This window comes from Paractinoplanes aksuensis, assembly GCF_024137025.1.
GTDB lineage: Bacteria > Actinomycetota > Actinomycetes > Mycobacteriales > Micromonosporaceae > Actinoplanes > Actinoplanes aksuensis.
In genome coordinates this window covers 41,855-65,054 of the sequence record NZ_JAMYJR010000037.1, presented here as the reverse complement: position 1 = coordinate 65,054, position 23,200 = coordinate 41,855, and the positions used below count along the sequence as shown (strand labels likewise).

At 70.0% G+C, this 23,200-nt stretch carries 19 protein-coding genes; 13 read left to right on the top strand and 6 right to left on the bottom strand.

All coding sequences use genetic code 11. The annotated features are described in order from the left end of the window. The first annotated feature begins 50 nt into the window (after nt 1–50). From M1L60_RS32715 to M1L60_RS32705, 3 genes are read left to right on the top strand one after another with little or no spacing between them, the layout of a single operon-like run. A complete protein-coding gene (locus tag M1L60_RS32715) occupies nt 51–782 on the top strand; it encodes a phosphocholine cytidylyltransferase family protein (RefSeq protein ID WP_253241418.1) in 732 nt (243 codons plus the stop codon). Next, nucleotides 770–1,831, top strand: coding sequence for an iron-containing alcohol dehydrogenase family protein (locus tag M1L60_RS32710; RefSeq protein ID WP_253241417.1), 1,062 nt, complete (start codon nt 770–772; stop codon nt 1,829–1,831). Before M1L60_RS32715 ends, M1L60_RS32710 begins: the two co-directional genes overlap by 13 nt. Then, nucleotides 1,806–2,543, top strand: coding sequence for a CDP-alcohol phosphatidyltransferase family protein (locus M1L60_RS32705; protein WP_253241416.1), 738 nt, complete (start codon nt 1,806–1,808; stop codon nt 2,541–2,543). Before M1L60_RS32710 ends, M1L60_RS32705 begins: the two co-directional genes overlap by 26 nt. Here M1L60_RS32705 and M1L60_RS48010 read toward each other — a convergent pair. From M1L60_RS48010 to M1L60_RS32685, 4 genes are all read right to left on the bottom strand, one after another. Continuing rightward, nucleotides 2,540–3,100: a TetR-like C-terminal domain-containing protein gene (locus M1L60_RS48010; protein WP_253241415.1), complete on the bottom strand. Its 561-nt coding sequence runs from the start codon at nt 3,098–3,100 to the stop codon at nt 2,540–2,542. The two genes, M1L60_RS32705 and M1L60_RS48010, sit on opposite strands and share 4 nt — an antisense overlap. Continuing rightward, nucleotides 3,093–3,926 (bottom strand): alpha/beta fold hydrolase, encoded by an 834-nt coding sequence (locus M1L60_RS32695; protein WP_253241414.1) that lies wholly within the window; start codon nt 3,924–3,926, stop codon nt 3,093–3,095. The genes M1L60_RS48010 and M1L60_RS32695 overlap by 8 nt, the downstream gene beginning before the upstream one ends. Nucleotides 3,927–4,002: 76 nt before the next feature. Next, nucleotides 4,003–5,502 carry an arylsulfotransferase family protein gene (locus M1L60_RS32690; protein ID WP_253241413.1) on the bottom strand — a complete coding sequence of 500 codons (1,500 nt, stop codon included), beginning with the start codon at nt 5,500–5,502 and terminating at the stop codon, nt 4,003–4,005. Nucleotides 5,503–5,548: 46 nt separating this feature from the next. Then, nucleotides 5,549–6,697: a glycosyltransferase family 4 protein gene (locus tag M1L60_RS32685; protein ID WP_253241412.1), complete on the bottom strand. Its 1,149-nt coding sequence runs from the start codon at nt 6,695–6,697 to the stop codon at nt 5,549–5,551. A gap of 25 nt (nt 6,698–6,722) precedes the next feature. On the opposite strand from M1L60_RS32685, the gene M1L60_RS32680 reads away from it, so the two are divergent. The 3 genes from M1L60_RS32680 to M1L60_RS32670 all read left to right on the top strand — a co-directional run bounded on the left by M1L60_RS32680 (nt 6,723) and on the right by M1L60_RS32670 (nt 9,984). Then, the gene (locus tag M1L60_RS32680) at nt 6,723–7,583 is read left to right on the top strand and encodes an Fpg/Nei family DNA glycosylase (RefSeq protein ID WP_253241411.1); all 861 of its coding nucleotides are present in this window, start codon (nt 6,723–6,725) and stop codon (nt 7,581–7,583) included. Between the two features lie 148 nt (nt 7,584–7,731). Next, nucleotides 7,732–9,321, top strand: a complete 1,590-nt coding sequence (locus M1L60_RS32675) for a sugar transferase (protein ID WP_253241410.1) — start codon at nt 7,732–7,734, stop codon at nt 9,319–9,321. A 24-nt stretch (nt 9,322–9,345) separates the two neighbouring features. After that, nucleotides 9,346–9,984, top strand: a complete 639-nt coding sequence (locus M1L60_RS32670) for a ribonuclease FAU-1 family protein (protein WP_253241409.1) — start codon at nt 9,346–9,348, stop codon at nt 9,982–9,984. 598 nt (nt 9,985–10,582) lie between these two features. Here M1L60_RS32670 and M1L60_RS32665 read toward each other — a convergent pair. Continuing rightward, on the bottom strand, nt 10,583–11,452 hold the full coding sequence (locus M1L60_RS32665; protein WP_256517604.1) for a poly(ethylene terephthalate) hydrolase family protein: 870 nt from the start codon (nt 11,450–11,452) through the stop codon (nt 10,583–10,585). Between the two features lie 147 nt (nt 11,453–11,599). Here M1L60_RS32665 and M1L60_RS32660 point away from each other — a divergent pair, with 147 nt between their 5' ends. Continuing rightward, nucleotides 11,600–12,793: a sensor histidine kinase gene (locus M1L60_RS32660; RefSeq protein WP_253241407.1), complete on the top strand. Its 1,194-nt coding sequence runs from the start codon at nt 11,600–11,602 to the stop codon at nt 12,791–12,793. Continuing rightward, nucleotides 12,790–13,533, top strand: coding sequence for a LytR/AlgR family response regulator transcription factor (locus M1L60_RS32655; protein WP_253241406.1), 744 nt, complete (start codon nt 12,790–12,792; stop codon nt 13,531–13,533). The genes M1L60_RS32660 and M1L60_RS32655 overlap by 4 nt, the downstream gene beginning before the upstream one ends. Before the next feature lie 91 nt (nt 13,534–13,624). On the opposite strand, the gene M1L60_RS32650 is transcribed toward M1L60_RS32655, so the two are convergent. Beyond that, nucleotides 13,625–17,638, bottom strand: coding sequence for an NACHT domain-containing protein (locus M1L60_RS32650; RefSeq protein WP_253241405.1), 4,014 nt, complete (start codon nt 17,636–17,638; stop codon nt 13,625–13,627). Between the two features lie 132 nt (nt 17,639–17,770). Here M1L60_RS32650 and M1L60_RS32645 point away from each other — a divergent pair, with 132 nt between their 5' ends. The 5 genes from M1L60_RS32645 to M1L60_RS32625 all read left to right on the top strand — a co-directional run bounded on the left by M1L60_RS32645 (nt 17,771) and on the right by M1L60_RS32625 (nt 23,169). Continuing rightward, nucleotides 17,771–18,457, top strand: coding sequence for a response regulator transcription factor (locus M1L60_RS32645; protein WP_253241404.1), 687 nt, complete (start codon nt 17,771–17,773; stop codon nt 18,455–18,457). Beyond that, on the top strand, nt 18,454–19,539 hold the full coding sequence (locus M1L60_RS32640) for a HAMP domain-containing sensor histidine kinase (RefSeq protein WP_438862180.1): 1,086 nt from the start codon (nt 18,454–18,456) through the stop codon (nt 19,537–19,539). The genes M1L60_RS32645 and M1L60_RS32640 overlap by 4 nt, the downstream gene beginning before the upstream one ends. A gap of 70 nt (nt 19,540–19,609) precedes the next feature. Continuing rightward, nucleotides 19,610–21,130: a DUF4153 domain-containing protein gene (locus tag M1L60_RS32635; RefSeq protein ID WP_253241403.1), complete on the top strand. Its 1,521-nt coding sequence runs from the start codon at nt 19,610–19,612 to the stop codon at nt 21,128–21,130. Nucleotides 21,131–21,157: 27 nt separating this feature from the next. Next, nucleotides 21,158–21,550 (top strand): DUF485 domain-containing protein, encoded by a 393-nt coding sequence (locus tag M1L60_RS32630; protein WP_253241402.1) that lies wholly within the window; start codon nt 21,158–21,160, stop codon nt 21,548–21,550. Further along, the gene (locus tag M1L60_RS32625) at nt 21,547–23,169 is read left to right on the top strand and encodes a sodium/solute symporter (protein ID WP_253241401.1); all 1,623 of its coding nucleotides are present in this window, start codon (nt 21,547–21,549) and stop codon (nt 23,167–23,169) included. Before M1L60_RS32630 ends, M1L60_RS32625 begins: the two co-directional genes overlap by 4 nt. Nucleotides 23,170–23,200: the final 31 nt, after the last annotated feature.

Genomic DNA, 23,200 nt, shown 5'->3' with positions numbered 1-23,200 from the left:
GACAGCACCCGTTATTCTCGCGGAGTTCACCCAACAGATGGAGAAGCTCGATGATCGGTCTGATTCTCGCCGCCGGAGCCGGACGCAGGCTTCGTCCGTACACGGACACCCTGCCCAAGGCTCTCGTCCCCGTGGACGGCGAGACCACGATCATGGACATCTCCCTGCGCAACCTGGCCGCGGCCGGGCTGACCGACGTGACGATCGTCGTCGGCTACCGCGCCGGCGCGGTCGAGGAGCGCCAGGCCGGCTTCGAGAGCAAGTACGGCGTCAAGATCTCCCTCGTGCACAACGACAAGGCCGAGGAGTGGAACAACGCGTACTCGTTGTGGCTGGCTCGGGACCACTTCGCGCAGGGCGCCCTGATGGTCAACGGCGACACCGTGCACCCGGTCAGCGTCGAGCAGACCCTGCTGGCCCAGCGCGGCCCGAGCATCCTGCTCGCCATCGACAACGTGAAGAAGCTGGCCGACGAAGAGATGAAGACCATCTTCGACGAGGACGGGCAGCTCACCAGCATCACGAAGCTGATGGACCCGGCCGATGCGTTCGGCGAGTACATCGGGGCCAACATCATCGAGGCCTCGGCCGCGGCCGAGCTGGCCGACGCCCTCCAGGCGACCTGGGAGCGCAACCCCGACCTGTACTACGAGGACGGCTTCCAGGAGTTCGCGCAGCGCGGCGGCCAGGTCCGCGCGGCCACCATCGGCTCGGTCGACTGGGTCGAGGTCGACAACCACGACGACCTGGCCAAGGCCCGGGACATCGCATGCCGCTACTAGCCCGCACGGTCCAGGCGCCCCTGTACATCCACGTTCGCCGGGGCGCCGTGGCCGACCTGGGCCGGATCCTGGCCGACGGGCGCATTTCCGCCGGCGGCGATGTGGCGGTCGTGGTCGGCCCGGGCCAGGGCGAGCGGATCGCCGATCTCATCCGGCCCTCCCTCGAGACGGCCGATGTCTTCACGGCCAGCGGTGGCACCCTGGACGCGGCCCTGGAGCTGGCCGACAAGCTGCGCTCCCGCCCGTACGACGCGGTGGTCGGCATCGGTGGCGGCACGACGATCGACACGGCGAAATACGCGGCCAACCGGTGGGGACTGCCGATGGTCTCGGTGTCCACGAGCCTGGCCAACGACGGCTTCGCCTCACCGGTGGCCAGCCTGATCAACCAGGGACTCAAGAACTCGTACGGGGTGCACATCCCGTTCGGCGTGATCGTCGACCTGGACTTCGTCGAGACCGGCCCGGAACGGGTCAACCGCGGCGGCATCGGCGACGCGATCAGCAACATCAGCGCGCTGGCCGACTGGGAGCTGGCCCGCGAGATGCGCGGCGAGCCGGTCGACGGCCTGGCCGCCTCGCTGGCCCGGATGGGCGCCGAGGCGGTGCTCACCATGCCCGGTGACCTGCACGACGACGCCTTCGTCACGGTCCTGGCCGAGGCGCTGATCTCGAGCGGCCTGGCCATGGCGGTCAGCGGCAGCAGCCGGCCGGCCAGCGGGGGCTGCCACGAGATCATGCACGCGATCGACTCGCTCTATCCCGGCACCGCCTCGCACGGCGAGCTGGCCGGGCTGGGCGCGTTGTTCTGCACGTTCCTGCGGGGCGACGAGCGGCGTTTCGCCCAGATGGCCGACTGCCTGGCCCGGCACCAGCTGCCGCGGGTTCCGGCCGACGTCGGGCTGAGCGCCGAGCAGTTCGTCGAGGCCGTGTCGTTCGCACCGCGCACCCGCCCCGACCGTTACACGATTCTGGAACACCTCGCCATGAGCCCCGACGAGATCAACGGAAAGCTGGCGCACTATGTCGACGCCGTCGCCGGCCGCTGACCATCCTGCCGCGCCCACGGCAGCCGACTACTACGCGGTCAACCGGGGTGGCGGCCTGTTCAGTGAGGCGGTGAGCCAGCACGCCGGGGCCCGGATCGCGGTCCGGGCGCACAAGTACCACCTGTCACCGACCGTGCTGACCGTGCTCAACCTCGGCCTGGGCGGCCTGACCTCGATCGTCGTGATCGCCGCGGCCGAGCCGGTCGCCCGCGGCGACTTCTGGGCCTGGCCGATCGGCCTGCTCGCGCTGCTGGGCTGGCAGCTGGCGTACGCGTTCGACTGCGCCGACGGACAACTGGCCCGGGTCACCGGTCAGACCAGCGCGGCCGGGGCCCGGCTCGACGTGCTGTGCGACGTCGCCGTCCAGATCTCCCTGGTGGCCGCCCTGGCCGCGACGGCCGAGGCCCAGGTGCCGGACACCCCGGCCTGGCTGCTGGCCGCGTTCGCCGGCACGTGGATGGTCAACCTGGTCACCTCGGTCATGCAGTCCGGCGACAAGGCGTCCAGCATGGTCACCAGCCGCTCCCTGCCGGTGCGCCTGATCAAGCTGGTCCGCGACTACGGCGCGGTGATCGCGCTGGCCGGCCTGGTGCTGATCGTGGCGCCACAGTGGACGATCTGGTTCATCGGCCTGTTCACGCTGGTCAACGCGGCCTTCCTGGCGGCCAGCGTGATGTTCTCGGCCCGCGAGGCGCTGCGCGGTCAGCCTTAGGCCTTGAGGCCGCGGTCGATGAAGTCGACCAGCCACTCGAAGCTCTGGTCGACGTCGGTGTCCATCTCGAACCCGCCGGCCGCCTCGATCGTGGCGAAGCCGTGGAACAGGCTGCGCAACAACCGCATCGCGTGGACGGTGTCGGCCGGATCGATCGCGTAACCGGCCAGCACCGCCGCCAGCGAGTCGAGCACCCGGGCCCCCGCGACGGCGATCGGATCGTCCGGCCCCTCCGGATTGAGCGGCAGGGTGGCGGCGTACCGGCCCGGATGTTCCACCACGTACGACCGGAGCGTGTGGGCGGCCGCGGCCAGTGCGTCGCGGCCGGCCCGCCCCTGCAGGGCCTCACGCAGGGCGTCGCCCACCTCGACCAGGGCCAGCACCGCGATCCGCCGGTTGAGGTCGGCCTGGCTCGCCACGTGCTTGTAGAGCGACGGCGTGCGCACCCCGAGCCGCTCGGCGACCAGGCCCATGGTCACGTTGGCCAGTCCGACCTCGTCGGCCAGCCCGGCCGCCGCCGCGGTGACCGCGGCCGGGTCGAGCCCCGCCCTAGGCACGGGCGTACGCCTTGAGGAACGGCAGCAGCCGGGCGACGGTCTCGTCGGGGTACTGCGTGTGCGGGTAGTGGCCGGCGCCCTCGATCACCTCGAGCTGCCCCAGCCCGGCCGGCAGCTCGGCCAGGATCGCTTCGCCCTCGGCCCGCGGGTCGACCCAGTCCGGATCGAGTGAGCCCTCGATGATCAGCACGGGGCAGCGCACGTTGGCCAGCTGCGCCCCGGCGTCGGTGGCCGGCGTCTGACCCATCTTCTGCAGGGCCTTCATCCGCCCCGGCTCGGCCAGCATGGCCGCGTTGCGCTGCAGCTGCTCAGCCCAGTCGGCCGGCTTGCGCCCGGGGAAGGCGAGGTCGAGGTATTTGTGCCACCACTTCACGCTGCCCAGCACGGCCATCATCCCCAATCGCGTCATGCCCTGGCGGTACGTCTTGGACCGCAGGTCACCCAGCTTGAAGGAGAGCTTGCGGGTGAAGGGCGCGATCTCGACGATGCCCTCGATCAGATCAGGCGCCTGCGCGGCGGCGACGGTGGCGGCGCCGCCCGAGATCGACTGCCCGACCAGCACGGCCGGACCGCCGAGGTGGCGCACCAGGGCGATCAGGTCCCCGGCGATGTCGGTGCGGGTGTACGACGGCCACACCGCGCTCGACTCGCCGGCGCCCCGCAGATCGACGTCGGCGACGCGATAACCGGCCGCGACCAGCTGCGGGACGACGAACCGGTAGGACTCACGGCTGTCACCCATGCCGTGCGCGAGCACGACCAGCGGACCGGCACCGGTGATCTCGTACGCGATGGTGCCGCCGTCGACGGTGAGGAACTCGGTCATCTCTGCCTCCCAAGCATTGGCTAATTCAGTTAGCTAAAAGCTAATGGCGTTAGCCAACGATGTCAACTGTGACCGATCACACTCGCACCGGAATCGCGGACGAGGAGCCCAGCACCCGGCCGCTCGCGTCGAGCGCCTCGGCCACCACGTATTCGGGCAGGCCGGTCACCGTCAGCGTGGTCTCGAAGCCGGTGCGGGCCGCCTCGACCGTGCCGCCGGACAGCGCGCCCGGCTGCGTGCCCCAACGCGCCCGCCACCGGGCCACCCGGGTCGCGCCGTTCCAACTGGCCGCCACGACCACGTTGCCGTCCTCGATCCGCAGGCCCAGCGCGGGCTGGTCCGGTGGCGTGCCCGTCCACTCGGCCTTGTAGGCGCGGTAGGACTGGTTGTCGAGCGGCAGGTGGCCGGCCAGCCGCACCGAGCCGTCCGCGTTGTGCTCGGTGAAGTGCGGCATCTGACCCCAGCCGACGAACGAGCCGCCGTCGGCCAGCTCGCGGAAGCTGCCCTGGGTCGGAGCCGAGAGCCGATCCGGGTGCACGTACTCGGCCACGAACGTGGTCCGGCGGGCCGCCTCGTCCACCTTGAAGACCACGCCGCGTGAGTACTCCTTCTCCTTGGTCACCCCGGCGCCGTTGTCGAAGAGCCCGTACGACCCGTCCCGCCGCTGCCGGAAGTCGTGCTGCCACGAGAACCTCGTCCGCTCGTCAACCTCGAAATCGGACTTCTTGCCGCCGATCCGCCAGCTGACCTCGCCGCTCCTACGATCGATCTTGTAGACGGCCCACGTGTGCCGGGCCGACGCGATGATCTGCCCGTCGGCGGCCAGCCCGACCGAATTGGCGTGGAAATAGTCGTACGGAAGATGCTCTGAATCCCCCACCGGCAGCGGCGCATACGACTCGTCGAGCTCCACGTGGTCGCTGGCCCGCCACTCGAAGACCTTGCGCCCGGTCGCGATGTCGATCTCCTGGATCACCCCGTCGTGCAGCACCCCGTCCGCCGGCCCGCCGAGGCTGCTCAGGTCGTACGGGATCGGGTCGTAGACCCAGAAGAGGCCGGTGTTCCGCGGCGTGATCACGAAGTCGTGCTGGTCGGCCTGCTCGGAGCCGGCCGCCCGGACCCGGGTGATCTCCCGGTACGACCGGTCGGCGATCACGAACTCGCCCTGACCCACGCCCTGGCCCCCGGTGCCGCCGATGGTCCCCTCCCACCAGGTCAGCACCGGCTGGTTGCGGTAGGTCTGGGCCTTCAGATCGATGGCCACGGTCGCCGGGTCGGGCACTTTCTTGAACCAGACCGGCGCGCCCTTCTCGTCGACGACCAGCGGGCCCCACAACCCCGCGCCGGATGCCGGGGTGAAGAAGATCGAGCCCGCCACCGTGCCGGTGGCGGGCGTCGTGATCGTGACGTCGGGCAGCGTGTTCAAGTCGGGCCGGGAGTGGTATTTCGGCTCGGCCACCGCTGGTTCGGCTGGCTCAGGGGCGGGCTGGTTCGTGCGGCCGATCGCGTAGCCGGCGCCTCCGGTCACTGCGGCGCCGGCCACCCCGAGCAGGACATTTCTGCGGGAGATACTCACCCACTGTGCGTTCCCGTCGGATCACATGATCTACCTGAGTGAATGATCAGAGTTCGCTGTAGATCTCGATCAGCCGTGGGGTCAGCACATCCGGGTGGAAGTGCTGCTGGTAACGGGCGCGGGCTCGAGGCGCGACGGTGGCGGCCTGGGCCCTTGCCAGCGGCAGGGCGGCGGCCACCGCGGCCGGAGTGGGCTCGACGACCCAGCCCGCGTCGTCGCCGACCAGGTAGGGGATGCCGCCCACAGCCGTGCCGAGCACCGGGCGGCCCGAGGCCATCGCCTCCAGGATCACCGTGGGCAGCACGTCGTTCCAGGTCGGCACGGCGACCACCACGGCCGACTCGTCGCGGACCTTGCGCATCCCGTCGCGGTCGAGAATGCCCAGGTATTCGACGTCGGAGCGCTCGGCCGCGGCCTGCTCGGCGAGCGGGCGCAGCTCGCCGTCGCCGGCGATGCGCAACGGGCCGAGCGAGCCGTCCGGGTGTTGCCGCCAGGCCGCCAGCAGCAGAGCCAGGCCCTTCTCGGGGGACAGGCGGGCCCCGTACAGGAAACCGTCGCCCGGCGGCGTCGGCTCACCCGGATCGGGCAGGCCGTTGGGCTTGACCACGATGTGATCGTCGGGGATGCCGTAGTCGTGCAGGTGGGCGGCGATCCGGTCGGTGAGCGCGATGAACCGGTCGACCGAGCGCCAGGTGGGCCGGTGCACGGCCAGCGTGGTCGCCATCAGGGCGCTCTGGGCGGCCGAACCCCGGTAGCACTTGTTCCGTACGGCCGGCCAGCCGACGATCTTGCCGCGGCAGTCCTGGCAGTTGTGGCCGTCGCGGAAATACAGACCCGACGAGCACACCTGCCGGTAGTTGTGCACGGTCTGCACCACCGGCACATCTTGGGCGTGGGCCGTGCGAACGACCCAGGGCGACAGCAGTGGGTACGGGTTGTGCAGGTGAAAGACGTCCGGCCGTTCCGCCCTCAGCAGCTCCGACAGGTCGCGCTGGGCGGCCCGGCCATAGATCGGCGACAGCGGCAGCAGTGCCTTCTGGGCCGGCGGCAGCGCCCCGATCGAGTCGGAGCTGCGCTGGAACGGCAGCACCTCGACCCCGGCCGCCCGCAGCTGGGTGATCTCCGTGTCGACGATGACGTTCTCGCCCGACGGCATTGCTTCCCGATACCGGTTGTGCGCAACGACGACCTTCACGGCTTTAAACGCTACCGTTGACGATGTGCCCGAACTTCCCGAGGTCGAGGCGCTCGCGGCCTACCTGCGTGAGCGTGCGGTCGGCCACACCGTCGAACGCCTCGAGGTCTCCTCGTTCAGCGCGCTGAAGACCTTCGACCCGCCCGCCACCGCCATCGCCGGCCTCCAGGTCACCTCGGCCGGCCGCCACGGCAAGTTCCTCGACATCGGCCTCGGTCCCGACATCCACCTCGTCGTCCACCTGGCCCGGGCCGGCTGGCTGCACTACCGCGACGCGTTCAAGTCGCCCAACCCGCTCAAGCCGGGCAGCGGCCCGATCGCGCTCCGCATGCGGCTCGACGACGGCTCCGGCTTCGACCTCACCGAGGCCGGCACCCAGAAATCCCTCGCGGCCTATTTGGTACGCGATCCGGCCGAGGTCCCGGGCGTGTCGAGGCTCGGCCCCGACGCGCTGGCCGTCTCCCGTGACGAGTTCGCTTCGCTGATCAAGAGCCGGAACGGGCAGATCAAGGGCGTTCTGGTCGACCAGGAGGTGCTGGCCGGCATCGGCAACGCCTACTCCGACGAGATCCTGCACGTGGCCAAGCTGTCGCCGTTCGCGCTCACCGGCAAGCTGACCGAGGAGCAGATCGACGCGCTCTACGCGGCCCTGCGCGAGGTCGAGACCGACGCCGTGGCCCGATCCGTCGGGCAGAAGGCGGCCGAGCTCAAGGGCGAGAAACGGGCCGGCATGCGGGTCCACGCGCGCACCGGGCTGCCCTGCCCGGTCTGCGGTGACACCGTCCGCGAGGTCTCGTTCGCCGACAAGAGCCTGCAATATTGCGCCACCTGTCAGACCGGCGGCAAGCCGCTGGCCGATCGACGCCTGTCCAAGTTGATCCGATAGGTGCCAAACGGTCACGGTGCGTACACGGTTCGGAAAGCGGGCACAACGTCCGCTTCTCTCCGCCCGATCCATCGGTATAGTGGCCCGGTCCCACGTTTCCGCGACGCGGTCGTCCCTCGGTCCCGTGGCGGTGCGTAATCTTTTCCGGATGCGGGAGGACGTAGGCGAGGTGACCGCTAGCCTGCATCGCCCGGTTACCGACAGCAGCCGGAGCAAACCCGTGCCGTACGACAGCTTCGAGTGGCAGCAAGAGCCGCCACCGAGCAACGGCGTACCCCGATCAGCCTGGAACCGGCAGCACAAGCGCCTCTCGCGCTGGCACCGCCCGTACACGCTGATCCTCCTCATCCTCGACCTCATCTCCGGCGTCGCCGCGAGCCACCTGGCCGCGACGTACATCGAGAAGTCCCGTTCCGGCTTCCTCGGCCGCAGCCTCGGCTTCCTGCACGGCGAAGAGCTGTTCCTCTTCTTCGCCTACGTGGTGCTGCCGCTGGGCTGGCTGATCCTGCTCTGGGCCAACGGTGCGTACGACCGCCGCTACCTGGGCCTGGGCAGCGAAGAGTTCAAACGCGTCGTGCGCACCTCGGTCACCGTGGTGGCCTGCGTGTCGTTGCTGGCCTTCGCCACCAAGGCGCCGCTGTCACGCGGCACGGTCGCCGCGGTCTCGATCATGGCGCTGCTGTTCCTGGTCTGCGGCCGGGTCATCGCGCGCCAGGTGCTGCACTTCGCCCGGCGCAAGACCGGCCACGGCGCCCACCGCATGATCCTGGTCGGCACCCTGCCCGAGGCGCTCGAGGTCTACACCGCGGTCACCCGCAGCCCCGCCGCCGGCCTCATCCCGGTCGCCATCCACATAACCGATGGCTACGCGGCGGCCCGGGGCATCGAGACCCCGGTCCCGGTCTACGCCGCCCGCGACGTGCTGTCGCTGGTGCGCGAGGTCGGCGCCGACACCATCGCGGTCTGCGGCTCGGCCAGCGCCGAACCCGGCGAACTGCGCCGCCTGGCCTGGCAGCTCGAGGGCACCGGGGTCGACCTGGTGGTCGCGCCCCAGCTGACCGACATCGCCGGCCCCCGCGTGCACATCCGCCCGATCGAGGGCCTGCCGCTGCTGCACGTCGAGGAGCCGACCCTGTCGGGCCCCGGCTGGCTGGCCAAAAACCTGCTCGACCGGGTCGCGGCCGGCCTCGGCCTGCTGCTGATCAGCCCGATCCTGCTGTTCATCGCGCTCGGCATCCGGCTCTCCGACCCCGGTCCGGTGTTCTTCCGGCAACCCCGCGTCGGGCACGAGGGCCGTACGTTCCGGGTGTGGAAGTTCCGCACGATGTATGTGGACGCGGAAGAGCGCAAGCGCACGCTGGAAGAGCTCAACGAGTCCGACGGCATGCTCTTCAAGATGAAGAACGACCCGCGGATCTTCTCGTTCGGCGCGAAGCTGCGGGCGACGTCCCTCGACGAGCTGCCCCAGCTGATCAACGTGCTGAAGGGCGAGATGTCGCTGGTCGGCCCGCGCCCGTTGCCGGCCGATGACGGCGACTACCTGGGTGACGTCCGCCGGCGGCTGCTGGTACGCCCTGGCATCACGGGCCTGTGGCAGGTGTCGGGCCGCTCGGACCTGTCGTGGGACGAGGCCGTACGGCTGGACCTCTACTACGTCGACAACTGGTCGCTCACGTACGACTTGAGCATCCTGTGGCGGACGATCTGGGTCGTCCTCAAGCGCAAAGGCGCCTACTGAGAATCGCCTCGATAGGCTCGCGGAATGTCACTGGTGTCCGGAACCACCGTTTATCTCCGCCATTGGCAGCGCGACCAGCTGGGGATGTTCTTTCCCATGCAGGTCGCGGACCATCGGGATGACGGGCTGCTGCTGTGGTCCCCGGCGGGCGCCCAGGGTTGGCACTTCAACATGCCGGACGGACGCGGCATGGCCCAGACGCCGCTGACGGAGTGGTCGGCGGCTCAGCGCGTCCCGGTCCCCCACACCGTCGATCACGGTTTGCTGAGCTGGCACCCGCACGGCCGGGACTATTCGGTCCGCTGGTTCTTTCGCCCCGAGGGCGAGTTCTACCAGTGGTACGCGAACCTGGAAGCGGCTGCCTCGATCTCGGGTGGGCGCTTCGTCGACACGGTCGACTGGGATCTCGACGTGGTGGTCCAGCCCGACCGCACATGGCAGTGGAAGGACGAGGACGAGTTCGTCGCCCGCTTGGCCATGCCGGACGCCTACTGGGTCGACGACGAACACCGCGTCCGCAAGGCCGGCCACGAAATCGTCGACCTGGTCGAAGCAGGCGCCTTCCCGTTCGACGGCACTTGGTGCGACTTCCACCCCGACCCGGCCTGGCCGGCGATCGAGCAGGTCGAGCCTGTGGACAGCCGCCCGCCTGTGGATAACTAGGCTGGCCGCGCTTGGCCCGAGCTGGAGGATGGTCCCAGTTGAAGCGCCGGCTCGTGCGGCCCGATGCACGCTCGGCTCGTAGTCGCAGAGCACATAAGGTGCTCGAGACCACTGACACCCTGGCTTCGCTGTCCAAGTAAGTGGAGAACACGATCGGACCGGGCGGGGGATGCCCGGTCCGATCGTGTTCGCGCCCGGACATCGCGAAGGGCCCCCCGTGCAGGAGAAGAGCCACCCGGCCCTCGCCGACGTCGTCGTCCCGATCGAGCAGCTACCCGTACCCGCGTAACCCGGCACACCCGCTGAACTGGCCTTTCATGGCGGAGGGCGTGCGTGGAATTCGAAGCCACGAGAAGTCTTACCGGTTCCAAGACCGGCCGCCGCAAGCATCTGAACTGGTACGTCGTCAACGGAGGCCATGGTCTTGCCGGCCTTCGGCCACGCCGTCGCTGACGCCTCATGGCCGGGCACCGGCGAAACCGCGAAGACAACGTATTCCCCGATTTCCCCCATGGGTGGAGGAGGCGGCGGCACGCCGGAAGAGCGCACCACGCGGCGCCCGGCCGATGGCTGCCGGGCGCCGCGTGGTGCGTGAAGCTCAGGAGTGGGGGCAGGTGTCGCGGTATTCCTGGATGGCCGAGCCCGAGGGGGCCGGGCACAGGAACTGCTCGTAGCGGGTGTCGTTGTCGACGAAGCGCTTCAGCCAGCTGATGCTGTACTTGGCGACGGTCACGTTGGTCGAGGTCGGCGCCGAGTGGGAAGCGTTGTTCAGTTCCAGGTACGCCTTGTCGAGGGTGCTCGGCAGGCTGGTGTAGAACGGCTCCGAGTGGGCCGACACCGACGCCACGGTGTCGTTCTCGGCCCCGATGATCAGGGTCGGCACCCGGTCCGACGACCAGTTCTTGGTGCCGTGCCACGGGGTGAGCGGGATGGCTGCCTGCAGGGCCGGCCGCGATACCGAGGCCGAGAGGCTGCCGCCGCCGCCCATCGAGTGGCCCATGACGCCCAGGCGGGTGGCGTCGATGCGCGTACGCACGCTGCTGGTCCTCGTCAGGTAGTCGAGGGCGGCCAGTAGTTGGGTGCCGCGCGCGGCCGGCTGGTCGAGCGTGCTCAGGGTATCGATCGTGATGATGACGAAGCCCTGGGAGGCGAGGCGCGGGCCCAGCCACGAGACGCTGGACTGCGAGGCCGTGAAGCCGGGTGAGATGGCGATCGCGCCGAACGTGCCCGACGCCGTACTGGTGGGGTAGTAGATCGTGCCGCCGCCGAAGCCGCTGACCGCGGAGCGGGCGACGGTGGTCTGGGCGATCGCGAACGAGCCGCGGGACGCCTCGATGCTGCTGGTGGTGGGGGCGGGGCCGCGTTCGTACGGGTTGGCCGCGAGGGCCGGTGCCGCCGGCGACGCCGCGACGAGGGTGACGGCCGCGAGGACGGCGGCCAGACCGGTGCGGATTCTGGGAACGGACATGGGCACTCCCTGGGATGTGGGTGAGCCTGGGTATCGATGTGAGCCAATCTTTGATCCACTCGTTACTCACGGGTAATCCCAATTGGCACCCTGCCAATACGGTATGACAGCTGGACGGCAGCGCCCGGAACGACCACTATCTGCTGCGTGGCCGGACAGGTGGGCAGCGTGCTGGCGGTCCTTGCTGTGCTGGCCGCCCTGGCCGCGGCCGTCGTGGCCGTCGTACGGCTGAGGGCTCGTCGCGGTATTGCCACGGCCATGCAGCGGGCCACGTACGACGTCCTGCACACCGCCGCGTTGGCCGCCGACCCGCTGCGGGCCGGACTCAGCCCGAGCACGGCCGCCAAGGCTGCCCGGCACCTGCGTACGCTCGTCGGCGCAGCCGGCCTGACGATCTCCGACGGCGAGCAGTGCCTGGCCTTCGACGGCCGCGGCAGCCACCACAGCGACCAGTTCACCGAGGCCGCCACCCGGGCCCTCGAGAGCCACCGCTCGATCGTGCTGGGCTCGTCCGACCTGCCCTGCGACCGCGTCGACTGCGTGGTCCGAGGGGCCGTGGTCGCGCCGCTGACCGGGCTGGCCGGGCAGGCCACCGCCGTCCTCGTGGCCGTCGCTGACGACCAGCCCGCGCCGGGCCTCGTACAGGCGACTCTGGAAGCTGCCCGCTGGGCCGGATCGCAGTTGGCGCTGTCCGAGCTCGACTCGTCGCGGGAGCGGCTGGCCCGGGCCGAGGTGCGAGCGTTGCGCGCCCAGATCAGCCCGCACTTCATCTACAACGCGCTGACCGCCATCGCGTCCTTCGTGCGGACCGACCCCGAACGCGCCCGCGAGCTCATCCTCGAGTTCGCCGAGTTCACCCGCTACTCGTTCCGGGCCCACGGCGACTTCACCACGCTGGCCGAGGAGCTGCGCTCGATCGACCGTTATCTCACGATCGAGCGCGCCCGGTTCGGCGACCGCCTTCAGGTACGCCTGCAGATCGCGCCCGAGGTGCTGCCGGTCGGCCTGCCGTTCCTGTGCCTGCAGCCCCTCGTCGAGAACGCCATCCGGCACGGTCTGTCCCGCAAGCCGGGCGTCGGTATGGTGAGCATCGAAGCCCAGGACGCCGGCGCCGAATGCCACATCACGGTCGAGGACGACGGCGTCGGCATCGACCCGGCGGTGTTCGCCGCAGGCATGCCCGAGACCGACGACGGGCAGCACGTGGGCCTGGCGAATGTGGACGAGCGGCTGCGCTCGGTCTTCGGCGACCACTTCGGCCTGGTCGTCGAGACCGCGCCCGGCGCCGGAACGAAGGTGAGCATGCGAGTGCCGAAATTCCATCCCGGGGTACGGGCATGAGCCTCGTCGTGCTGGCCGTGGACGACGAGCCACCCGCCCTGGACGAACTCGCCTACCTGCTCAACGCCGACGGCCGGGTCGCACACGTGCACCGCGCCGGCGACGCCACCGAGGCGCTGCGCGTGCTGCGCGACACCGAGGTCGACGCGGTTTTCCTCGACATCCGGATGCCCGGCCTGGACGGCATGGAGCTGGCCCGCATCCTGCGCCGTTTCGCCCGCCCACCGGCGATCGTCTTCGTGACGGCGTACGACGACGGCGCGGTGGACGCCTTCGACCTGGGCGTCACGGACTACGTGCGCAAACCCGTCCGCGCCGAACGCCTGGGCGAGTCCCTGCGCCGCGTGGCCGGTTCCCGCCCCGTGCCCGCCGCGGCCCCCACCCAGCCCGCCGACGAGCCCACCATCCCCGTCGAGCTGGCCGGCACGACCCGCATGCTGCCCCGCAGCTCGGTCCGCTGGGTCGAGGCCCAGGGCGACTACGCCCGCCTGCACACCTCAGATGCTTCCCACCTCGTACGGGTCTCCCTGGCCACCCTGGCCGAGCGCTGGGCCGACGCGGGTTTCGTCCGCATCCACCGGTCCTACCTGGTCCAGATCCGCCTCATCGCCGAACTACGCCTGACCGGCTCGGGCTACGTGGTCGCCGTCGACGGCATAGAACTCCCGGTGAGCCGCCGCCACACCCGAGAACTAAAGGATCGCCTGATCAGAGCCGTAAAACACGACTGGACCCGCTGACCCTGGCACACCCATCCACACACTTATCCACAGCCTCACAGGCTTGTCCACAGAGTTATCCACAGGCTCAGGCAGGCCCTGTGGGATCTCGCTAGTCGGATCGGCCTAAGATCGCGCGGAAGACACGGGGTGTGGCCGACGATGGCTGCAGCATCTCGAGAACCTGCAGTCCTCGCTCGTCGCCGAGTTGGGCCAGTGTCCGCCCCGCCTGTTCACGCAGCGCCGCCGGGTTGCCGGGGTCGGCACCGATCTCGAGGATCCGGTCGAACTCGGTGGCGCCGACCACCGCGAGGGCCGAGAGAGCGGCCATCCGCAGGTCGAGCGGGCTGTCGCGGCTGTCTGCCACCTCGCGAATCGTCCGGAGGTCCGCCTCCTCCCGGACCGTCGCGATGCGCGCGAGCGCCAGCATTCGGAACCGGGTGTCGGCCGACCGGTCGCAGACCAGGATTCGCAGCACCTCGCGGCCGAGAGCGTCGCCTCGCAGGCTGAGGATCTCGGCGACCCGCAGCCGCAGATAGGGCCCGGTGGCGGCGTTCGCGACCAGTCGGCCCAGTTCGTCGAGATCGGCGCGGGTCCCGACGTACGCCAGCGTCTCGCCCAGGGTCAGCCGCACACTTTCCGCGCAGTCGTCGTCCCACAAGGTCGGCCACAACCGGCGTACGGCGTCGTATTCATCGGCGGCCATGAGCTGCTCGACGGCCCGTTTGGCCAATCGCGAGTCGATCGGTGATCGCACCAGCTTGACCAGCGCCGCCACGTCCTCGGGTTCGCGGCGAGCCAGCAAGCTCTCGACGAGCATCTCCCGGACCCTGGTGTCGACCGACGGCTCGGTCACCATCGGCCGTATCCGGGACAGGTCGTCCGGGTCGCCCCGTTCGACCAGGTAGGCCGCGAGCCGCTGCCGGAGCTCGATGCTGACCGAATCGTCGGTGACCAGGATCCGGCATCGCTCGATGTCGTCCTGATTCTGACCGGCGGTCAGGGCCGCGATCAGGAAGTCCTGCAACCAGTGGCCGCGGAAGGGCGCGGCCTGGTCGACCAGCCACCAGAGGAATTCGGGACCCAGTTCGAGAAGACGAGCGGCCGCCGCCTCACGGCGGCCGGTGTCCGCCGTCCGGCTCCGGACGATTCGCCGGAGCTTGGCCGGGTTGTCGGTGAGAGGTGGCCGACGTGCCGGTGGTACCGGGCCGTCCGCCGTTCCCGCCGACCGGGCGGTCAGGGCCGACGAGGAACCGACCGGCAGTAGCACCTCCTGGCTCGTGCGCGCACGAGGCACGGAGCGGCCGCTCGCCTTGGCGATCATCGTCGCCAGCCAGGGATCGTCGTGCTTTGTCTCGGCCAGCTGGCGCAACACCGCGTTCCCGGTCGGATCCTGGCAGGACCGGAGCGCCATCGCCGCGTAATAGCGAAGCCGCTTGTCCTCGTTCCGGTTGGTCGCCATCTGAGCCAGCCGGGCCAGATCGGCCCGGCCGGCGGAGCTCTGCAGCGACGTGACAGCGAAAATCCGCGCCTCGGCCGGTGCGCTTCCGTCGATGCACAGCACGCGCATCGCTTCGGTCACCCCGCCCCGGGTGCTCAGGAAGCGAGCCGCCTCGATGCGCAGGACGGGGGCCGCAGTCCGATCAAGAACGATTTCCACTGACAGTTCCGCGTTCCCCCGCCACTGCATCTGATTGAGGATGGCTCGCTTGGTGGTGCCGCTGACGCGCACGTCTCTCAGCACAGTCCGGATCTCGCCGCAGAGCTCGTCGGTCCGCCGGCCGATGGCTCGCACGGCGATCGCCCGGGTGTCCTCGGGTACGGCCGGTTCGCGCAGAAATTTGCTGATCGCCGCCACACCGGCGGTGCCGGGTCGTGTGCACAGCGAGCCGGCGGCCTTGCGGCGCACATCGGCCGGAGCCGACGGATCCAGGCAAATGTTGTGCAGAACCTCGAGAACTGCGGGATCGTCGCCGGTCAATTCGAGGGCCGACTCGGCCCGGACGATGAGACTCTGTCTCGGATCGACGGCGATCTCGCGGTAGGCGATGGCGACCAGCGCGCCGCCCGCGACCTGAACCCGGGCGGTGCCGATGGCCCTGTCGCCGCTCGCCGGAGCCTTCCAGACCTCGATACCTTCGAGCAGATAGATACCGAGGGGGTGGCCCCGGCTGACGAGGCGACGCGCGGCCCACAGCCGGCATTCATGGGTTCTGAGCGGTCCCCGATCCGCGGCCAGCGACACGAGCAGGCGATGCCCGCGGTCGGGGTCGAAGTCGGCCACCTTGTCCGCGGCCAACGCCCGCACCCAGGGCGACGCCTTGGACGATCCCGCCCACGAGAACAGCATCTGAGCCACGGCCGCATCGTGAATGGCCAGACCCGTGAGGATAGTCAGAACCTCACCGGCGCAGTCGCTCTCATCGGCCAGCAAGCCACCCAGACCCAGCACCACCCGCTGCCTGGTGACCCGGTCAAGGTCGACCCCGTCGAGCAGCAGGTAGCCGGCCCGCAGAGGATCCGGGGGCCGGGCGGTCAGCAGATCGGCCACGGTTCGCGCGGCTCGACCGGCCCGCGCGACGCAGAACAGGGCCAAGCTTCGCTTGTCCGGGTCCATCAGCCGCTCGACATGTGCGGTCAGGTTGCGGACCGAACCGGCGGCAAGATACTCGGCGATGCTGTGGTGGATGAAACTGAGCGTGATGCCGTCCGTGCCCACGAGGGAGGTTCCCAGGAGCACATCCCGCAGCGGACGGCAGCCGCCGTAAGTGAGTTCCGAACGCACTGATGCCGGCGATTCGGTGGCACAGAAGCCGGCCGCGACGTCCATCAAGCCACTCGACCCGTGCTCGACAGTGTGGGCGGCCACGGCGGCCAAGAGGTCGTCGAGCCGCTCGCCGAGCCAGGCGACCGTGGACGGGCTGAGATTGGCCAGCACGGCGTCCATGGCGCGGGACTGCCGCACGACCTGGATGAACTGGGCATAGAGCTCGGTCCGCGAGGTGGGGAGGCGGGCGGAGCTGTCGGACTCGTAGATGACGGCAGCCATGGTCGCCATCAGCGGAACGCGCACCAGGCTGCCGAGCGGTCCGGTCGATATCCGATTCAGGTAGCGCCGGGCGTTTCCGGCCGGATCATTGCTGCGCCGCGAGGTGAACCATCGCCGGGCGAACAGGTCGAGACGCTCTTTGTCGAATACCTTCAGCCGCAACTCGGTCAGGTCGGTGAGTACCGTTTCGAGTGGTGCGCGACTCGTGACGATCAATCGCAGTGCGCGGTCGGACCGGGACAGCTCGGCGTGGATCAGAGCCAGTAGACGGGTTCTGAGAGTCGGGGAATGAAGCTCATCGGTGCCGTCAATAATGATCATCCACTTGACCCCGCGCGCGACCCGTCGGCGGAAAGTGTCCGGGGGCAGCGATTCGATCTCCGACTGGAAGAAAGTGTGCAACGCCTCCGCGATGCTGTCGCCCGCGGCCCGCGCCAACCCGGATGCCGGCACCCGCAGCACCACCGCGTGATGAAAGTTCCCATCGGGCCGGCGCAACCGGCCGGACGCGAGCCAACTCGTGGCGGACTCCCGCACCAGGTGTTTGGCCATGGTCGACTTTCCGGTGCCCGGACCACCGAGCACCATCGCATCGGGAAAGTCGCGCCGCAGGATCTCGTGCACTTCGAGGACGGTCAGCACGCCGAGACCGGCCGGCCCGACGGGCTCGGCCTGCTGCTCCACATAGATGTCGCCGACCAAAGGCTGCACTGCTGTCCCCGGCCGATAGGCGGAGTCCTCGGCCGCCACCCGTTGAGCTTCCAGCAGCTTGCGGACAGCCGGGCTCACGGATGTACCCGGGAGCAGCAACCCGAAGAATCCTCGCGCACCTCGCTTGAATCGCACGATAAAACCGATCATGACGAGAAAGGAAAGAACAGCGAAGGTTGCACCGACAATTGATCCGACTTTGTCGAGAAGCTCCAAGAGCTCGTCTGACCGCACCGGATGACAATAAGGCAACAGCGCAATCAACGCTTTTTCGATCTTCGATTTGTCACACCGGAAGATCCAGCGAAAGAACTTCACATTTCCGGGTTCGTCCGGGCGACGGCGCGAACCCGACGAGCCGACCATCTGCACAACTTGTTCACAAGGTCACCGCCGCCCCTGCACCCCCGATCAATAAGCTGCCGACCAGGTCGATGGGCCACGGGGGGCCATCGGCTGTCGTCGGGGCGGGGTTGGATCGGTGGGCGGAGGTGTGGCGTGGAGACGGAGCGGCGCGTTCTTGTCGTTGAGGATGAGCGGACCATTGCTGAGGCGGTGGCGGCTCGGCTTCGGGCCGAAGGGTTCACCGTTGAGGTGGCGGGGGACGGGCCGGCCGCCGTCGAGGCTGCGAAGCGCACGCCGCCCGATGCTGTTGTGCTCGATGTGATGCTGCCGGGCTTCGACGGGCTGGAAGTGTGCCGGCGGCTGCAGGCCGAGCGGCCCGTTCCGATTCTCATGCTCACTGCCCGCGACGACGAGACCGACCTGCTGGTGGGGCTGGCTGTCGGCGCCGACGACTACATGGTCAAGCCGTTCTCGATGCGGGAGCTGGCGGCCCGCGTGCATGCGCTGTTGCGACGGGCGGCCAAGGTGGCCGTGGTGCCGGCCGGGCCGCCCACGCTGCGGTTCGGGGATCTGGAGATCAATCAGAGCGAACGCCGGGTCGTACGGGCCGGGGTCGAGGCTCATCTGACGCCGACCGAGTTCGATCTGCTCGTCCATCTCGCGGCGCACCCGAGAACCGTCCTCCCGCGGGAAAGGCTGCTGGCCGACGTCTGGGGGTGGGCCGATGCCTCCGGCACACGCACGGTCGACAGCCACATCAAGGGGCTTCGCCGCAAGCTCGGCGCCGACCTGATTCGCACCGTGCACGGGGTGGGTTACGCGCTGGAGGTCGAGCGGTGACCCGCGATCTGGTCCGCATCGCGCGGCGACGCGCCGAGAGACGGGCGGCGATACGCGAGCGGGTCGCGCGGGCGCTGGCCTGGTTGCCGCGGCCGCTCGACCCGGTGCGGTCGATCAAGATGAAGATCATCATGGTGCTGCTGGCCGGTGGGGGCAGCGGGCTGATCTGGTTCTATCTGTGGCTGGGCTGGTTCCCGTTCTGGACCGGCGTCACCGCGACCGTCATCGGCGTGACCATCGTGCAGTTCCTGGCCCGGGGCATGACCTCACCGTTGCGCGAGATGACCCGAGCCGCCCGTGACATGGCTCAAGGGGACTACACCCGGCGGATCCGGGCCACCTCGGCCGATGAGGTGGGCGAGCTCGCGGTCGCGTTCAACCAGATGTCGGCCGACCTGGCCGCGGCCGACCGGCAGCGGCGCGAGCTCATCGCGAATGTCTCGCACGAATTGCGTACGCCCATCACTGCTCTTCAAGGCCTTCTCGAGAACATCGTCGACGGGGTGGCGGCGGCCGAACCCGCGATGATGCAGACCGCCCTCGCGCAGACCGAGCGCCTGGGCCGCCTGGTCACCGAACTGCTCGACCTGTCCCGCATCGACGCGGGCGTGGCCCCGTTGATCCGGCGGCCGATCGACGTGCCGTCCTTCCTGGACGACGTGGTCCGCGAGGCCGAGGTCAACGTGGCCGGTTCGGGGCGGGACGTCCACTTCAAGGTCGCCTGCCCGCACGTCGTCGTGACCGGTGACCGCGAGCGGCTGCACCAGGTGTTCGCCAACCTGCTCGACAACGCGGCCCGGCACAGCCCGGCCGGCGGCCTGGTCGAGGTGCGGGCCGAGCGCCGCGACGACCACCTGCTCATCGCCGTCTCGGACGAGGGCGAGGGCATCCCGCCCGACGAGCGGCACCGGGTGTTCGAGCGGTTCACCCGCGGCGAGCGGCCCGGTGGCGGCGGCACCGGCCTGGGGCTGGCCATCGCCCGCTGGGTGGTGCAGCTGCACCACGGCACGATCGCCGCCGTCGACCCCGAGCACCCGGGCTGCCTGATCCACGTGACTCTGCCCCTGACCAGCAAAAGTTGATCAAGCCGTAAGAGAGGCCACGACGAAGACCGTCGAGGCCCGATGAACCCTGCCCTCCGGAGGTGTTCCGATGTCTCTCGCACCGTCACCGATACCCGCACCGCAGACCAAGCCGCTCCCGGTGCTGCACGGCCCTTGGCCGTCGACCGCGCCCTGGGCGAAGCACTGGCCCGGACCCGTCCGCCCGGCGTCGGCCCTGACGGTCGCGGCGGTCGCGGGGGCTGCCGTGGTCGCCGCGCTGAGCCTGCCGCTCGACCGCCCGGGCGTCGGCTGGCTGCTGACCGCCCTGGCCGGCCTGGCCACCGCGATCGTGGCCGCCCCGGCCCCCGCGACCGGCGGCCCGCCGCCCCTGGTGGTCCGTCCCCGCTACTGCCCCGGCCCGGAGCGGGTCGCCTGGGGCACGGCGACCCTGGCCCTGTTCGCCGTCGGCACGTTCCGTTCGGCCGGCTGGCTGTTCGTACTGTGCCTGCTGGTGTCCACCCTCACCGGCGCGCTGGCGCTGGCCGGGGGCCGGTCGATGCGCAGCATCTTCGCCGCGTACACGATGCCGTTCGTCGCCGCCTTCCGCGCGCTGCCCTGGCTCACCCGCGGCCTGACCCGGATCAACCGGCCGAACGGCGGCGCCGGCGTACGCATCGTCGCCACCGCCGGTGTCTCGGTGGTCCTGCTCGGCGCGTTCGGCGGCCTGCTGGCCTCGGCCGACCTGCGTTTCGCGGAGGCCCTGGAGCGTCTCGTCCCCGATCTGGGCGTCGACACGGTCTTCCGGTGGGTCTTCGTCGGCGGCCTGGCCGTGTTCTCGGTCGGCGCCGCCGCCTACCTCCGCTCGGCGCCGCCCAATTTGTCCAATTTGGACGGGACGGAGGGCCGCAAGGTGCACCGATGGGAGTGGGCCGTCCCGCTCGGCCTGCTGACGCTGCTGTTCGGGGCGTTCGTTCTCGTGCAGGCGACGGGCCAGGAACCCGTACGCGCCTTCGCCGACGAGGCCCGGCAGGGCTTCTGGCAGCTGAGTTTCGTCGTCGGCCTGACCCTGCTCGTGCTGGCCGGCGCCGCCCGCTGGGCCCCGCGCGACAAGCCGGCCGACCGGATCCTGATCCGGGTCATCCTGGGCGTGCTGACCGGCCTCACCCTGGTCATCGCCGCGACCGCGTTGCACCGGATCAACCTCTACACCGACGAGTACGGCCTGACCCGGCTGCGTCTGCTGGTCTTCTGGTGCGAGCTGTGGTTCGTCTTCGTGCTGCTGCTGATCCTGGTCGCGGGCCGGAAGCTGCGGGCGCCCTGGCTGCCCCGGGTGGCGATCGCGGCCGGCGTGCTGGCACTGCTCGGGCTGGCCGTGGCCAACCCCGACGGGGTGATCGCCGAGCGCAACCTGCGGCACAGCAACCAGCCGATCGACCTGGCCTATCTGAGCAACCTGTCGCCGGACGCGGTGCCCGCGCTGATGAAGCTGCCGGACGACCAGCGCGCCTGCGTGCTGCGGGCGATCAGCGACGACCTGCGGCCCGGCGACTGGCGGACGTGGAACCTGGGCAGCGCCCGGGCCCGCACGCTGGTGAACGGCCAGGTCGGTAGCGGGCAAGGCTGGTGCTGAGCTGGGACGGCTGCCAGACTCCCGGGCATGACCGCCGACGACCCCAGGGCCACCCCCCGGCGTACGCGGGTGGTCCTGGGCGAAGCGGCGGCCCGCCGCCGCCCCGCCGACCGCACCCGCTCCGACCTGGCGGAACAGACCCCGGTCGGGGAGGCGCTGGTCAAGGGGCTGATGCGGGCCCAACTGGCGCTCGCGCTGCGGCTGGCCCTGGTCGTGGTGATCGCCCTCGGCGCCCTGCCGCTGCTGTTCGCGGTGGCTCCGGGCGTGGCCGGCGTCAAGGTCTTCGGCATCTACCTGCCCTGGCTGCTGCTCGGCGTCCTGTCGTTCCCGTTCCTGATCGGCGTGGGCTGGGCCTACGTGCGGTGGGCGGAACGCAATGAGCAGGACTTCATCGCGCTGATCCGCAGGCCCGAGCAGTGAACCCGTACCTCGTCCCGGGTCTGATCGTCGTGATCCTGGTGACGGTGGGCATCGGCGTCTACGGCCTGCGGTTCGCCCGCACCACCTCGGACTTCCTGGTCGCGTCGCGGTCGGTCAGCCCGGCCTGGAACGCGGCCGCGATCAGCGGTGAGTACCTGTCGGCGGCGTCTTTTCTGGGCGTGGCCGGGCTGATCCTGCGCTACGGCGTCGACGTGCTCTGGTACCCGGTCGGGTTCGCCGCCGGCTACCTCGCGTTGCTGCTGTTCGTGGCCGCGCCGCTGCGCCGGTCGGGCGCCTTCACGTTGCCCGACTTCTGTCAGGTGCGCCTCGGCTCGCCTACGTTGCGCCGCCTGGCCAGTGTTTTTGTCGTCTTCATCGGCTGTCTCTACCTGGTGCCGCAGTTGCAGGGGGCCGGGCTGACGTTCACGACGGTCGCCGGTGGTTCGTACGCCTGGGGTGCCCTTCTGGTCGGTGTGGTGGTCACGGCCAACGTGGCCCTGGGCGGTATGCGGGCCATCACCTTTGTCCAGGCCTTCCAGTACTGGTTGAAGCTGACCGCCCTCGCCGTACCGGTGATCTTCCTGGCCCTGCAGTGGCAGTCCGACGGCCGCCCGCTGGTCACCCCCGAGGCCGGGGCGAATTTCCCGGTCGCGACAACCGTGGTGATCGAGCAGGACGCGACCGTCGGCGGGGTGCCGGTCGAGAAGGGTCAGCAGCTCAGCTTCGAGGCGGGCGACGCGGTGCCGGTGGTGAGCACGGTCGATGCCCGGTTCGACGCCGACTGGCTGCTGCCCGGCGGCGACGGCAGCCTCTTCGTCACGTACTCGCTGATCCTGGCCACCTTCCTGGGCACCATGGGCCTGCCCCATGTGCTCGTGCGCTTCTACACGAATCCCGACGGCGCCTCGGCCCGGCGCACGACCCTGGTAGTGCTCGGTCTGGTTGGCACCTTTTATCTGTTACCCACCCTGTACGGCGTGCTTGGTCGCATCTACACCCCGCAGCTGCTGATGACCGGCCGCACCGACGCTGTCGTCCTGCTGCTGCCCGAGGCGGCGCTGGGCGGCGGTCATCTCGGCCGCCTGCTCGGCGCCTTGGTCACCGCCGGGGCACTGGCCGCCTTCCTCTCGACCTCGTCCGGCCTGCTGACCAGCGTGGCCGGGGTGGTCTTCACCGACGTGCTGCGGGCCGGCCGCAGCGGCTCGATCCGCGACTTCCGGCTGGCCACGGTGCTCGCCGCCTCGGTGCCGGTGCTGCTGTCGCTCTACGTCTCCAACATGGACGTCTCGCGGGTCGTCGGCCTGGCCTTCGCGGTGGCCGCCTCTAGTTTCTGCCCGCTGCTCGTGCTGGGCATCTGGTGGCGACGGCTGACCGACGTCGGCGCGATCGCGGGCGTCCTGGCCGGTGGCGGGGCCTCGATGGCGGCCGTGCTGATCACCGTGCTCGGTCCGCCGCTCGACGGCTGGGTGGCCGACGCGGTGGGCCAGCCCGCGGCCTGGACCGTTCCCCTCGCCTTCCTGGTCATGGTCGTCGGCTCGCTGCTGACCAGCCGCCGGGTGCCCGCCGACGTCGGCGCGACCATGCTGCGGCTGCACTCGCCGGAGGCTCTGCGCGTCTGAATGACCTGGTCAGCGGGGGCACCGAACGGTT

What these genes read in the sequence shown, in the direction of transcription:
- M1L60_RS32710 (WP_253241417.1), top strand. Translation starts at nt 770, where the DNA reads ATGCCGCTACTAGCCCGCACGGTCCAGGCGCCCCTGTACATCCACGTT.
- M1L60_RS32630 (WP_253241402.1), top strand. Translation starts at nt 21,158, where the DNA reads ATGACCGCCGACGACCCCAGGGCCACCCCCCGGCGTACGCGGGTGGTC.
- M1L60_RS32670 (WP_253241409.1), top strand. Translation starts at nt 9,346, where the DNA reads ATGTCACTGGTGTCCGGAACCACCGTTTATCTCCGCCATTGGCAGCGC.
- M1L60_RS32635 (WP_253241403.1), top strand. Translation starts at nt 19,610, where the DNA reads ATGTCTCTCGCACCGTCACCGATACCCGCACCGCAGACCAAGCCGCTC.
- M1L60_RS32655 (WP_253241406.1), top strand. Translation starts at nt 12,790, where the DNA reads ATGAGCCTCGTCGTGCTGGCCGTGGACGACGAGCCACCCGCCCTGGAC.
- M1L60_RS32705 (WP_253241416.1), top strand. Translation starts at nt 1,806, where the DNA reads ATGTCGACGCCGTCGCCGGCCGCTGACCATCCTGCCGCGCCCACGGCA.
- M1L60_RS32650 (WP_253241405.1), bottom strand. Translation starts at nt 17,638, where the DNA reads ATGGTCGGCTCGTCGGGTTCGCGCCGTCGCCCGGACGAACCCGGAAAT.
- M1L60_RS32715 (WP_253241418.1), top strand. Translation starts at nt 51, where the DNA reads ATGATCGGTCTGATTCTCGCCGCCGGAGCCGGACGCAGGCTTCGTCCG.
- M1L60_RS32665 (WP_256517604.1), bottom strand. Translation starts at nt 11,452, where the DNA reads ATGTCCGTTCCCAGAATCCGCACCGGTCTGGCCGCCGTCCTCGCGGCC.
- M1L60_RS32675 (WP_253241410.1), top strand. Translation starts at nt 7,732, where the DNA reads ATGCGGGAGGACGTAGGCGAGGTGACCGCTAGCCTGCATCGCCCGGTT.
- M1L60_RS32695 (WP_253241414.1), bottom strand. Translation starts at nt 3,926, where the DNA reads ATGACCGAGTTCCTCACCGTCGACGGCGGCACCATCGCGTACGAGATC.